Source organism: Silvibacterium sp. (genome assembly GCF_047605705.1).
Lineage (GTDB): Bacteria > Acidobacteriota > Terriglobia > Terriglobales > Acidobacteriaceae > Silvibacterium.
Genome location: NZ_JASGFD010000016.1, coordinates 17,216 through 30,362 on the forward strand (window position 1 = coordinate 17,216; position 13,147 = coordinate 30,362).

Sequence of the window (13,147 nt, forward strand, 5' to 3'; positions counted from 1 at the left end):
GCCAGAGCCTACGCCCCGCTACGAAGCTTCCCGTCTCCACACGATCGAAAGCTTTTCCCGTTCGAGAATCGCCTTCACGCGGCTGCGCGCGTGGTTCGACCATGGACCTACTGGGTCCAGCTTTACGTAAGCCATCCAGTGGCGCAGCGCCTTGCGGCGCTCGCTCCTGCGTTCATAGGCCAACGCCAGGTTGTAATGGGCATCGGCGTACTTCGGCACCAGCGTGATGGCTCGCTTGTACGCTTCGATCGACTCCCCGACCCGCTGCAGCTCATCGAGCACGTTGCCCAGGTCGAAGAACGCGAGAGCATACCCAGGGTCGGACACCGTGGCTTGCCGGTAGAGTTCTTCCGAGCGGCCAAACTGCCGCTGGTTGTAGAAGATCGTTCCCAGGTTGATCGCCGAGGGCGCGTGATTCGGGTCCAGCTCCAGGATCTCCTGATAGAGACCGATCGCCTCTTCCAGCTTCACCGCTTCCTCGCAGCGCACCGCGTCGAGAAACAGCGTCGACACCCGCTGCGCCTTCTCTGCCTGCGTCAGCCCGCCTTCCACCTCAAAGACACGCTGACGCCCGTCGAAATCGAAGACGAACTGCCGGGTCACCGGCTCCATCCATGCGCCCGAGTGTCGGAAAGCCAGACGCGAGCCACTGCGTGCCGAGCCCGCTTCCACCAGCGGATTCAGCATGCCCGAGACTGCCTGCATCGCAGTCACGCTCGCCCGGATGCGCGCCGCCGAAAGCCGCATAGCCCGCAGATCGCGCAGCTTGCACAGCTGCCCCAGTTCCTGGAACGAGTAGCTTTCGGAGTAGACAATGAGTCCCGCGCGTTCCCAGCCTCGCAGTTGCCGGGCCGGAATGCGCAGGATGCGCAGGGCGTCGTGACGGCTATATCGGGTCACAGTCTGTGTACTCGCAATGGGACCGTCGCTCACGTATGACGCGATTATCGGTACTTAGTCCCCCGCAAACAAGTAGGCAAAATGAAATTTCCGTGGATAACACGGTACTCAACTGGATGCAAGTTCCCTCCTCGACACCCCGTCGGCACCCGCGGGAATATCCTTCTTTCGATGGATTCTCGCCTCCTGCGCGGTGACTAGACTGGCCCCCATGCCCATCCCTACCGAGTCCATCGGCAGCCTTCCCCGTCCCACCGCATTGATTGAGGCGATCGTCCAGTCCCAGGCCGGACTGCTCGCGCCCGAAGCCCTCCAGGCCCACTTCGACGAAGCCCTCCGCGACACCATCCAGCGCCTCGAGGCCACCGGCTCGCCCATTCTCACCGACGGCGAGCAGACCAAGCCCAGCTTCGCCACCTATCCGCTCTCCGGCCTCACCAGCCTCGCACCCGATGGCGTCGTCATCCCCTTCGCAGGCGGCCACACCCGCCAACTGCCGCGCCTCACCGCAGGACCCTTCCGCTATGGCGTCCATGCGCAAAGCTTCCTCGAAAAGGCTCGCACTTTTACCCAGCGCCCGCTCAAGCAGGCCGTCATCTCCGCCTCCGCGCTCAGCCTGCTCTACCCACAGGAGCCCATTCCCGGCTATCCGCGGGAGGCCTTCCTCGCCGACCTCCTGGACGAGGCTGAGCAGGATATCCGCGGCGCCCTCGAGGCCGGTGCAGCCGTTGTCCAGATCGATTTCACCGAGGCCCGGCTCTCGCTCCGCCTCGATCCCTCCGGCGGTCTGCTGCGCAGCTTCATCGCGCTCAACAACCAGATTCTCGACCGCTTCACGCCTGAGGAGCGGCAGCGCATCGGCGTCCACACCTGCCCCGGAGGCGACCACGACTCCACCCACAGCGCCGATGTCGACTACGCCTCGCTGCTGCCCGATCTCTTCCAGATGCACACCGGCCGCTTCTACCTGCAGATGGCCAGCGAGCCGGATCGCCCGCGCGTCCTCCGCATCGTCCGCGACCTCATACAGCCCGGCCAGATCGTCTTCATCGGGGTCATCGACCCGATCACAACTACGGTGGAAACGCCGGAGCAGGTTCGTGACCGCGTTCTGGAGGCCGCGTCCGTCCTGCCGCCAGCCCAGCTCGGCACCACCGACGACTGCGGCTTCTCCCCCTTCGCCGACGACCGCTCCACCTCGCGCGAGATCGCCTTCGCAAAGATCCGGGCCCGCGTGGAAGGCACAGCCCTGGCCGCGCAGTCACTCGGCCTGTAGAGGCTCAGGGCTCAGATAGAAGCATCTGTCATTCCGACCGAAGCGAGCCAAAGGCGAGCGAAGTGGAGGAACCCGCAGTTCTCTCTCCACAGGCAACAGGATTCCGGCGGAACAGAACGCACAGGCGAGCGAATGCCCAGGCTCTGCAACCAGCCAGCGGAACAGAATCAAATATTTTTACGGGAAAAGAAAAAGCGGCGCAGAAGCGGGCCGCACGCCGTGACTGGAGCCGACGACCGGACTTGAACCGGTGACCTGCCGATTACGAATCGGCTGCTCTACCAACTGAGCTACGTCGGCCTTCCTTCGTGATTCTATCGTTCCCCGGCTTGGGCGTAAAGCCGCCTCCACGTGAATCCTTCCACAGGCTCTCTTCCCGCTCGCGAAGAGCCCGCAGCGCGCCACTCCATGCCATTTCAGAGGCCTCACCAATCTGCGCCCGGACAACGAAAAGGCCGCCCGGCAACAGGGCAGCCTTTTCTTTAGGGAGAATAGTTCCAACGGAGGCAAAGCCATCAGAACTTTCTGGCGAAATACTAAGTTTGGGCCGGAGGGGTGTCAAGGCAAAATCCCGGCCTCTGCAACCAGCCTGAATTCAAGGCATTACGGACACCCCTTCCGCAGCCGCCTCGAGTACAATATTCGCCTTTTATTCTCCAACAAGCTTCGTGAAAACGCAAAAATCACTTTGTCCTGAGCCAGTTACGCCCGATCTGCACCAATCGAGGTGCAGATAAAGTGGCTGCCCTGAGACTCGCGGAGCTGTACTCGGAACCCTACTCACTCGGAACCCTACTCCAGGTGCAGCGTGATGAACTCCTCATCGTTCAGCGTCGAGACCGGCTTGCCGCGCATCACCCGGTAGAGTGCCCGGCCGCCGCCGAGGAAAAGCCCCAGCAGCAGGGCAGCCGCACCCAGAATCAGCGTCAGCGAGACGATTCCCACCAGCAGGCGCGCGGTTTTCTTCACCTCGGTGGTGCCCTTCATCGCCTCGCCGGTCCGGTCGACCGTCACCTCGGCGTCGTATTTCACCCGAACAAGCAGTTTTTGGGCGTCGGCCGGCTTCTCAGAGCCGCTCGCCACGGCCATCAGAGGCCCCGTCTGCTTCACAACGGCGTTTTGGAGACCTCCCGGTGCCCCACCGCCCTTCAGCAGCCCTTCCAGCGCCTTTTGGCTCGCGATCGCCATCTGCGGCGTCGGGTACTCCACGATGGTGAGCGTCTCGCGCCCGTAACGCCCGGTCACCACCTCGGCGTCCCGGCTGAAATCGACCACCCCGGCTGGCAGCACCCCGCCACCCTGGGCGTAACCCTCCGGTCCCACCGCGTACCGCACCGTGTTCCGTTCGAGGCTCCCACCGGGGCCCTCCGCCGGCAGATACCTTGGCAGCGGTGGCGGCACGCCATCCGGCCCGATATTTTTCGGCAGTCCGGCGGCCAGGGTCGTCAGCGCATCCCGCTCGGCCGCGCCTACATGCGAAGACGTTGCGGTCACGCACTCGGTCCCCGTCCAGAAGACGGCCATGCCATCCCCGACTGCCCCTTCGCGCCCTCTTTCGAGATTGAAGTCCGCCGGATGCATCCCCGCCGCGCGGTAGAGGGTGAATGCGCCATAGGCGCCGGTCGCATCCGGAAAGCCCATCACCTTCACGGCCAGCGTCGCGCCGCCATGCCGATAGCTTCCCGCCACGTATTGCCTGAGCCCGTATTCCCTGAGAGGAGCTGCCTTCGCGGCATCGGCCTGCGCCGGGTCCGAACCTGTCTGCGGTGACCCTTCGAGTGTCCAGCCTGCCAGCGTCGCAGGCAGCGCGATCGGCACATGCGGCAATGTCACCATCACCGGCGCGGCAGAAGAGGGCGCAGACTGCGCCATCATCGGAGCACACGCTCCGCACAGCCATACGACACTACCCAGCGCCAGCCGGGCCGAAACAGCTACTCCAGAGACCTTCACAACAGAGAGACTACCACTGCGCGTGGCGCGGATCGCCTTCAGCTCGGGCTCCCGATGGTCGCGCTCTGCCTTCGTTCTGCCGTAGCAATCCGAATACTGGGTGCTCATCCAGGCTTCGCTTGGGTGGGAGAGTACGACACCTCATTCGTACTTACCCACATCTCTTTGCGATACCTTGCAGCCTCTGCGTCGGAGGAAGGACTTAATCCCGCTGCGATGAGAGGAAATCTGAGTCCTGTGCTCTGAGTTCTGACTACTTGCTCCGCTGCGAAGCGTCCGCGATGCGCACACCGTTCAGGCTGCCCACATATCGCGCCACACCGCGATAGAGCGACTCGGCAATCCGCTCGCGATAGCGCGGATCGCGCAGCTCCTGCGCGTCATTCGGATTCGTGAGGAACGAGATCTCCGCCAGGATCGAAGGCATGTTCGCGCCGATCAGCACCACGAACGGAGCTTTCTTCACGCCGCGATCCTTCAACCCGGGGTTACCATCCTCGAGGCCGGAGTAGAGACTCTGCTGCACATCCGAGGCGAACTCGCGCGACTCGTTGATCTTGTCCGTCAGCGTAATTTTCTTCACGAGATCGGAAAGCTGATGGATCGACTCGTCCGAGACCGAGTTTTCGCGCGCCGCCGTTTCGAGCGCATCGGCCGAGGTGGTGAAGTTCAGATAATAGGTCTCCACGCCGCGCGCCGACTGATCCTGGCTCGAGTTCGCATGCACCGAGATGAACAGGTCCGCCTGCGCCTTGTTTGCAATCGCCGTGCGCGTTTCGAGCGGGATAAACGTATCGTCGTCGCGTGTGTAGATCACGTCCGCGCCCAGCTTCTGCTTGAGCAGCGCGCCCAGCCGCAGCGCCACATCCAGCACCACGTCCTTCTCCTGGATGCCGCCCGGCCCGAGCGTGCCCGAATCGTGCCCGCCATGCCCCGCGTCCACTACGATGCGGTTGATCTTGAGACCCAGCGCGCGCACCATCGAGCGCTGTCCGTCCGCGGTAGGCGGAGCCCCAGCGCTGATGCCCGTTGCGCCTAAATCGACAGGAGGAGCGCCGGTCGGCGCATTTGTAACCGTCGCCGGCACATTTGCGGAAGCAACCGTGGTCGTCGAATTCGAGGACGTATCGCCATGCTTCTTTCGCTTCCTGCCGCTCGTCGTATCCGTGGAGCCAACAGGTGGATTTGCAGCAGGAGCATTCGCGGCCGCGACTTCATCCGGCTGCGGAGCGGGCTGCGTGCCGGCTACCGATTGCACCACCGGCGCCGTCGTCGGATGCTTCGTCGCCTTCACCGTGTCTCGCTGCTGGCCAAGTGTCGCGACATCAGAAAGCGCTGCGGGATCACCCTGCGTTGCCGCGTCGCTCTGCGCAGCCGCCCGGCTCTTCGTTGTCGATGAGGTTGGCGAGCCCATGGCTGTCACCGGCGTCGTGGCCGGACCGATGCCGATCGTACTCCCGCCGTTCCCCTGTCCGCCTGCCTGCGATGTCCGCGAGGCCGCGTGCTGCGCAGGAGGAGTCGTGGGAACCTGCGCGGCAGGGATGTTCAGCGCACGCACCTCGGGTACATTTGCGGACGGCACATTCGCAGGCGGCTTAGTCGAGGCGGTGTACACCGGCGGCGCATGATTCTTGCTGCCGTGGATATCAATAATGAGACGCGACGGATTCGGCAGGAAGAACGCCGAGTATTCGCTCACGTCGCTTACATCGAGCACGATGCGCGTCACATCGTTCGAAAACTGCGCCGCGCGGATCTGCTTGAGGAATCCATCGTCGATCACCTCGACCGATTTGCCGATCAGCTCCGGCGAAAGTCTGGCCCCATGCAGGTCGAAGAAGATGCGATCCGGATGCGGCACACGCACCGCTTCATACTGCACCTCATCCTGCAGATCGATCGCCACACGTGTGTACACCGGCGTCGACCAGTGGCGGATGCCGGTAATCAGCGGCAGTTTGCCACGCCGCGGCGGAGGAGGCGCATTCAGAGATGCATCGGTCGCAGCCGCATGCGACTCGCTCACCGGCGCAGCCGGGCTCGAAGAAGCCGCACTTGCAGTGGCAGGAGGCGTCGACGCCACGCTGCCCGCAGGCGGAGGCGCAAGATCCTGCTCCTGGAAGCCTGTTTGCTGCGACTGCTTCGCTGCTGTCAGTACGGTGTTCTTGCCGGATTTCTTTTGCGGCGGATTTACACCCGCGCGCACCTCGGGCACGTTCTCAGCGGGCTGCGTCGCAGCTCCCACACCTGCCGTCTCCGTCGCAGCGCCGCGGTTTGTCTTCACCGGACCGCCGCGCCTCAGAGTAGCCAACTCCGCATGCGCCTCATTGGCCATGGGGTTCTGCGGATAGAGCTTCAGAAACTCCTGAAAGGTGGCCTTCGCATGATCGCGGTCATCCAGGTCGCGCAGATAAATCTCGCCGATGGTCAGCAGCGCGCTGAAGCGGTAACGGCTCCCTGGATACTGCTTGCGCAAAAAGTCATACTGCCCGATCGCATCGTGCAGCGCCTTGTCGTCCTGAAAGATGCGGCCTTCCTCGGCCAGCAGGTCGGCCACCGCCGAGACTGAGGCATCGGCTCGCGCCGAACGCGGATCGCCGTGATACACCGCGCGGTAGGCATCCATCACGCGGTCATACTCGCGCCGTGTGCGCTCACGCTCCGGCCTCCCTTCGAGCGCCTCGCGCAACCGCTGCGCATGATCGAAAGCAGAAATCGACGGCGCGCGGCCTGCCGCATCTGCCGGCCCCGGAGCGCTCATCAGCAACGAAAGCATCAGTCCGCCGGCAATCGGCAGCAGGCGATGGCGTCCTGCAAAAGGAGTAGAAACCGGCATAAAAGTAGAGACTACAAGGCGATTATAGGGGGACAGTGAAACCCACAGCGAGCACGGGGAACCCAGCTCGCAACCTTAAAGTGAAGCGATGGTGAACAACAGAGCTTCGGCCTCGACCGAAGAACGTCTCGTCATCCCGACCGAAACGCGCCTTTCTTCCGTTGAAGCGCATTCCTTCCTCGGTTGTCATTCCGACCGGAGCGAACACAGTGAGCGAAGCGGAGGAACCTGCAGTTCTCTTCACAAATGACGAACCAGAGTGCCCCGTTCAAGCTCCGCCTGGGCGGGAGGAACAATCTCAGGCGCCCCACCCATGACGAGCACTTGGTCATGGGTGGGTCTCACATCCATGCGTTCGGGAGAGTGAGGATTCGGGTGCCCCACCTCTCGCTTCTGAGAGGTGGGTTCGCAGAGTTCTCATCGCGACCAGCGGGAGCAGAGGCCGAAGACGATCCGCACCACGCGAAGCAGTTATCCGACCAACTCTCCGACGACCTTCGCCGCGCTTGCCAGCGCTGCATCGAGCTGACCGGCATCCTTGCCGCCAGCCTCGGCCATATCCGGGCGTCCGCCGCCCGAACCGCCGACCAGCTTCGCCACCTGACCCACGATCTTGCCCGCCTGCACCTTCGCGGTCAGGTCCTTGGTTACGCCCACGATCAGCGCTACCTTGCCTTCACTGTCCGCCGAGCCCAGCACCACCACGCCCGAGCCTAGCTTGTTGCGCAAATTATCGACCAAGGTCCGCATCTGTCCGCGATCGAGCGCATCCACGCGCTGCGCCAGCACCTTGATGCCCTTCACCTCGACAGCAGAATCGGTGGCATTCGAGAGCGAGCTCGCCGCCGACTTCATCCGCGCCTCATCCAGCTCGCGGCGCAGCTTCTTCAGCTCGTCCTCCTGCGAGGCAAGACGCACGCGCAGCGATTCAGCCGGAGTCAGTTCCGCCGAAGGCGCGAACTGCGAAGCGAGCTGCGCAACGGCAAAACCGCGGCGGAACTCATCGAGCGCGCCCAGGCCGGTCACCGCTTCCACGCGACGAACGCCCGACGACACAGAGCCTTCGCCGATCAGCTTGACCACGCCAATCTCGCCCGTTGCGCCGGTGTGCGTGCCTCCGCACAGCTCCGTCGAGAAGTCGCCGATCTTCACCACACGCACCTTCTCGCCGTACTTCTCACCGAAGAGCGCCATCGCGTGATACTCGTTCACCGCCACGTCGATCGGCACATCCACAATCGTGTCGACCTTCGTGTTGCCCAACACTTCCTTATTGATGAGGCTCTCGACATCGGCCAGCTCCTCATCGGCAATCGGCGCAAAGTGCGAGAAGTCGAAGCGCAATCTCGTCGGGTCGTTCAGCGATCCGGCCTGCTTCACATGCTTGCCCAGCACCTCGCGCAGCGCGGCGTGCAGCAGGTGCGTCGCCGTGTGGTTGCGCTGCGTGGCGTAGCGGAAGTCGGCATCGACCACCGTATCGACCTTCGCGCCCACAGCCAGCGGAGTGCGCAGCACAGCCTTGTGCGCGAAGACTCCCTGCACCGGCTTGGTGCAGCCGCTCACGTCGGCAATCACCGCGTTGTGATCGTCGGAGTAAAGCCACCCGCGATCGCCGATCTGGCCGCCCGAGTCGGCATAAAAGCTTGTGTTGTTCAGGACTATCTCGACCGCATCGCCCGCAGCAGCCGCCGGAACGCCCACGCCGTCCTTCACGATGGCCAGCACCTCCGCGCCATCCACGCGCAGCGTCTCGTAGCCTTCGAAATCGGTCTTTGCCAGCTCGCGATACACCGGGCTCGCCGACTGCTTCGCGCCGCCCTTCCACGAGGCACGCGCCCGCGCCTGCTCCTCGGCACGCGCATTCTCAAAGCCTTCGAGATCGAAGTGAATGCCCGCGTCATGCGCCGCATCGGTCATGAAGTCGAGCGGCAGACCGAAGGTTTCGTAGAGGTGGAAAGCCTTGTCGCCCGCAAGAGAACCTTCCGCCATCGCAGCCTGCAGTTGACGCGCGCCCACTTCCAGCACGCGCGCAAACTGCCGCTCTTCCGCCTCGACGACCTTCGCAATGCGATCCGCGCTCTCGTTCAGCTCCGGATACGCCACCGCCATTTCATCGCGCACGGCGTAGACCATGTCGCGCATGAACGGCTTGTCCTGCCCGAGCAGACGTCCATGGCGAATGCCACGACGCAGAATCTTGCGCAGCACGTAGCCGCGTCCTTCATTCGCAGGCAGCACACCATCGGAGATAAGGAAGGTTGCAGCGCGCGCGTGATCCGCGATGATGCGCAGCGAAGCCTTCTGGCGATCGTCGGTCGCCTCAGCCGTCAGTTCCGCCGCACGCTTGATCAGCGGCGTAAACAGGTCGGTCTCGAAGTTCGAGAGCACGCCCTGCATCACCGAGGCCATGCGCTCCAACCCCGCGCCGGTATCGATCGAAGGCTTGGGCAGCAGCGCCAGCTCTCCGTTTGCGCTGCGGTCGAACTGCATGAAGACCAGGTTCCAGATCTCGACATAGCGGGCGTCGTCTTCGCCGAACGGCTTGTCGACACCCGGCGTCTCCGCCGCATCGATGCCCATGTCGTAGAAGATCTCCGAGCACGGACCGCAGGGGCCGGTGTCGCCCATCTGCCAGAAGTTATCCTTGGCGCCCATCTCGAAGATGCGCTCCGCGGGCACGCCCGTCGCGAGCCACAGGTTGTAGGCTTCCTCATCGCGAGGCACGCCGTTCTCACCCTTGAAGATGGTGACGTAGAGCTTGTCCTTGGGGATGCCGAACCACTCGGGCGAGGTCACCAGCTCCCACGCATAGGCGATCGCGTCCTTCTTGAAGTAGTCGCCGAAGCTGAAGTTGCCCAGCATCTCGAAGAAGGTGTGGTGACGCCGCGTGAAGCCGACGTTTTCGAGGTCGTTATGCTTGCCGCCCGCGCGCACGCACTTCTGCGAGGTGGTGGCCCGGTTGTAATCGCGGTGCTCCACGCCCAGGAAGACGTCCTTGAACTGGTTCATGCCCGCATTGGTGAACAGCAGCGTCGGGTCGTTGGCAGGCACAAGCGAAGACGAGTGCACGGGGCGGTGCCCCTTCGTCTCAAAAAAGCGCAGAAAGGTCGCACGAATATCGGAACCGGAGCGGTATTGCATTCCCACAGTTTACTAGGAGGATTCCCCTGCCGGGGCACTCACCAAAAAGCAATTCACCACAGAGAGAAGAGAGGACACGGAGGCATTGTCACAAACTTGCGCTTTCCGGGTTGGTACGAAACAGGGTGCCCCACTCAAGCCCGAATTTGGCTTGGGTGGGAGAGCACAACTCCCTCCGTGGTGAAATGTTTTTCTCCTTACGGGGAGAGGCGGCCCTTAATGTTCCGGCTCGTGATCGAACTCGTCGCCCGCGGACTCGAGCCCTGCCAGCGCCTCGCCTTCCACATCCCAGCTCTTCAGGATTTTGAAGATCACGCCTGTCGAGAACCCGGCCCGCACCAGCAGACGCATCACTCGCGCCGCATCCTTGTCGGTCGCAGGCTTCTTCACCCGCTTGCGTTCGAGATGCCGCCGCGCCAGCTCTTCCTCGTTCACATCACCGTAGGCGGCCTCGAGCGTCTCCGAGATCAGCTCCTTGTCCACGCCCTTCACGGTCAGGTCCTGCCGCACGCGCCGCTGCCCCAGCGCCATGTTGTCCTGGCGTAGCCGCGTATAGGTCGCAGCGAAGTCGGCATCGTTCAGGTAGCCATATTCCTTCAGCCGCTTCAGCACATAGTCGATCTTCGCCTGCCCCAGCGCACCCTCTTCCACGCGCCCGCGCAGCAGCCGTGTCAGCTCAGCGACGGTGCGCATCCGCCGCCCGAGCGCCTTCACCGCATATTCATGCAGCGCCTCGGCATCGAGCGGCTCGGTCTTCTTCACACGTCCAAACGGCATACCTTTACTCTGCCTGCCGAACAATTTCGTTCGCAGCTACTTGGTCCACTGATCCACCCAGTCATTCACCGTCTTGTACCAGAGCTCGGAGTTCTGCGGCTTGGCCACCCAGTGGCTCTCGTCCGGGAAGTACAGCATCTTCGACGGCACGCCCATGCGCTGCAGCGTGGTGAAGAGCTGATATCCCTCCGAGACATCGAGGCGATAATCGAGCTGCGAGTGGATCACCAGCGTCGGTGTCTTCATCTTCGGCGCGGAAAGCATCGGTGACCAGCGCCGGTACAGCGCGCGATTCGCCCACGGCGTGCCGCCGAACTCCCACTCGTTGAACCACAGCTCTTCCGTCGTCCCATACGCGGACTCCGGATTGAACATGCCGTCGTGCGTCACGATGCAGCGGAAGCGGTCCGTGTGCCCCAGGATCCAGTCCGCCATGAAGCCGCCATAGCTTGCGCCCAGCGCACACTCGCGGCCCTTGTCGATAAACGGATACTTCACCTCTGCCGCATCCATCCCGTTCATCAGGTCGACATACGGCCTGCCGCCCCAGTCGCGATTGACGCGGTCGACAAACGCCTGCCCGTAGCCCACCGATCCACCAGGGTTGATCATCACCACGACGTATCCATTCGCCGCAAGCAGCTCCGCGTTCCAGCGGAAGCTCCAGCTGTCGCCCCACTCGCCCTGCGGGCCGCCGTGGATCAACACCTTCACGGGGTACTTTTTCGTTTCGTCGAAGCCCGGCGGACGAAGAATAAAGCCTTCCACACGCACCCGCCCCAGCGATGAGAACCAGTAGTGCTCCAGTTTCGGCAGGTCCAATTCCTCGAGCAATGCGGCATTCAGATGCGTGATGTCCTTCTGCGCCAGAAAGGTTTGCGCTACGCCCAGTCCGGTTGGCGAAACATATGTAACCGTGCGATGCACAGATTGCGCTGCCGCTGTCTTTCGCACCCGGTCTGTTTCGAGCGCAACCACGTCACCCGGCTCGCGCACCGTCTGGCGCGAGGCCACAATCGTCTTCTCATCCGGCGTCACATGCAGATCGCCGTAGGTGCCCTCATCCGTCAGCTCGCTGCTCTGCTTGCCGTCGAGCGACGTGACGAAGATCGGCTCCTCGCCTGTATCTCCTGCGGCGAAGTAAATCTTCTGCGAGTCCGGAGCCCACACGAACTCATCCACCCAGCGGTCGAAGTCCGGCAGCGGCTCGGCGATCTTCTTCGAAGCACGGTCGTACACCACCAGCCGGAAGCGATCGCTCTCATATCCTGCACGTGCCTGCGAGCGCCATGCGATCCACTTGCCATCCGGCGAATACGCAGGCGAATGATCGCCGCCCGCCGCCGTCGAAATCTTCACCGGCTTCGCATGCGCGTCGTCGAGACGCAGCGTGAAGATGTCCACGTTGGTGCTCGTCGCCTGCACCGTGTCGAGATTCTCTTCGAAGGCGATCTCTTTCCCGTCCGGCGCAAACGCATATGGATCCGGTCCGCCCATCGAGAACGGCGGCACATCGTGATCGTCGCCCGGCGTCAGGTCGCGCGGCGTGCCTCCGTCCGCACTGATCAGAAAGAGATGGCTGCGCTTATCATCCGTGAAGTGATCCCAATGCCGGTAGAGGAGGTGCGTGAAGACCTGCGCCTTCACCTTGGAGTCGGCCTTTGCCTCGTCCTTCTTCTGATTGCAACCGTCATCGTTACATTCCGGATAGACCGCCGAAACAAACAGGATCGACTGGCTGTCCGGCGACCACATCGCGCCGTCCGCCTCGGTGCTCAGCGACGTCAGTTTGTGCGGCTCGCCGATCTTCCCCGTCTCCGCGTCGAAGTCCGCCAGCCAGACCTGCTGGCCGCCCTCGCGCGTGCTCTGAAAGAGGATGCGCCTGCCATCCGGCGAGAAGCGCCCACGGTTTTCACCTGCCTCCCAAGCCAGCAGCGCATGAGGCTCGCCTCCCGTAACCGGCACGATCCATAGATGGGAGGTCTTCGTGTTCTGCGCGAGGCTCACGTCCGTCGCCGAGTACATCACCCAGCGTCCGTCCGGCGACACGGCGACATCGCCCAGCCGCCGCATCTTCATCATGTCCTCGAAGGTCATCGGCCGCTTCGCCGCGGTCTGCGCCCACGCGCCGCCGGCGAACAGCCCCAGACTCAGAACCCCAAGCCCTAAAACGCGGGTTAACGCAGTACGCCAATGCTTGCCGATCATGCGGTTCCAGCATCCTCCAGCCGCCGCAAAGAAGCCCGGCGGCTGATTGAATGTAG

7 protein-coding genes and 1 tRNA gene are annotated in these 13,147 nt (G+C 63.1%); 1 reads left to right on the top strand and 7 read right to left on the bottom strand.

The features are described from left to right. Window positions 1–18 precede the first annotated feature (18 nt). Entirely contained in the window at window positions 19–933 is a 915-nt protein-coding gene (locus QM649_RS07910; RefSeq protein WP_415198484.1) for a tetratricopeptide repeat protein, read from the bottom strand. Window positions 934–1,111: 178 nt separating this feature from the next. On the opposite strand from QM649_RS07910, the gene QM649_RS07915 reads away from it, so the two are divergent. After that, on the top strand, window positions 1,112–2,176 hold the full coding sequence (locus tag QM649_RS07915; RefSeq protein WP_415198485.1) for a cobalamin-independent methionine synthase II family protein: 1,065 nt from the start codon (window positions 1,112–1,114) through the stop codon (window positions 2,174–2,176). Window positions 2,177–2,400: 224 nt separating this feature from the next. Here the strand turns inward: QM649_RS07915 and QM649_RS07920 are convergent. The 6 genes from QM649_RS07920 to QM649_RS07945 all read right to left on the bottom strand — a co-directional run bounded on the left by QM649_RS07920 (window position 2,401) and on the right by QM649_RS07945 (window position 13,091). After that, a tRNA-Thr gene (locus QM649_RS07920) sits at window positions 2,401–2,476 on the bottom strand. A gap of 492 nt (window positions 2,477–2,968) precedes the next feature. Continuing rightward, window positions 2,969–4,237: a DUF6599 family protein gene (locus QM649_RS07925; protein ID WP_415198486.1), complete on the bottom strand. Its 1,269-nt coding sequence runs from the start codon at window positions 4,235–4,237 to the stop codon at window positions 2,969–2,971. Window positions 4,238–4,382: 145 nt separating this feature from the next. Then, complete coding sequence (locus QM649_RS07930; protein WP_415198487.1) at window positions 4,383–6,965, bottom strand: N-acetylmuramoyl-L-alanine amidase; 2,583 nt, start codon at window positions 6,963–6,965, stop codon at window positions 4,383–4,385. A 471-nt stretch (window positions 6,966–7,436) separates the two neighbouring features. After that, the gene (alaS, locus tag QM649_RS07935) at window positions 7,437–10,106 is read right to left on the bottom strand and encodes an alanine--tRNA ligase (protein WP_415198488.1); all 2,670 of its coding nucleotides are present in this window, start codon (window positions 10,104–10,106) and stop codon (window positions 7,437–7,439) included. A 216-nt stretch (window positions 10,107–10,322) separates the two neighbouring features. Then, a complete protein-coding gene (locus QM649_RS07940; protein WP_415198489.1) occupies window positions 10,323–10,883 on the bottom strand; it encodes a regulatory protein RecX in 561 nt (186 codons plus the stop codon). Window positions 10,884–10,919: 36 nt separating this feature from the next. Further along, window positions 10,920–13,091, bottom strand: a complete 2,172-nt coding sequence (locus tag QM649_RS07945) for a prolyl oligopeptidase family serine peptidase (RefSeq protein ID WP_415198490.1) — start codon at window positions 13,089–13,091, stop codon at window positions 10,920–10,922. Window positions 13,092–13,147 lie beyond the last annotated feature (56 nt).

Bases quoted from the DNA above. Each gene is read 5' to 3' on its own strand.
- QM649_RS07915 (WP_415198485.1), top strand. From the start codon at position 1,112: ATGCCCATCCCTACCGAGTCCATCGGCAGCCTTCCCCGTCCCACCGCA.
- QM649_RS07925 (WP_415198486.1), bottom strand. From the start codon at position 4,237: ATGAGCACCCAGTATTCGGATTGCTACGGCAGAACGAAGGCAGAGCGC.
- QM649_RS07930 (WP_415198487.1), bottom strand. From the start codon at position 6,965: ATGCCGGTTTCTACTCCTTTTGCAGGACGCCATCGCCTGCTGCCGATT.
- alaS (WP_415198488.1), bottom strand. From the start codon at position 10,106: ATGCAATACCGCTCCGGTTCCGATATTCGTGCGACCTTTCTGCGCTTT.
- QM649_RS07940 (WP_415198489.1), bottom strand. From the start codon at position 10,883: ATGCCGTTTGGACGTGTGAAGAAGACCGAGCCGCTCGATGCCGAGGCG.
- QM649_RS07945 (WP_415198490.1), bottom strand. From the start codon at position 13,091: ATGATCGGCAAGCATTGGCGTACTGCGTTAACCCGCGTTTTAGGGCTT.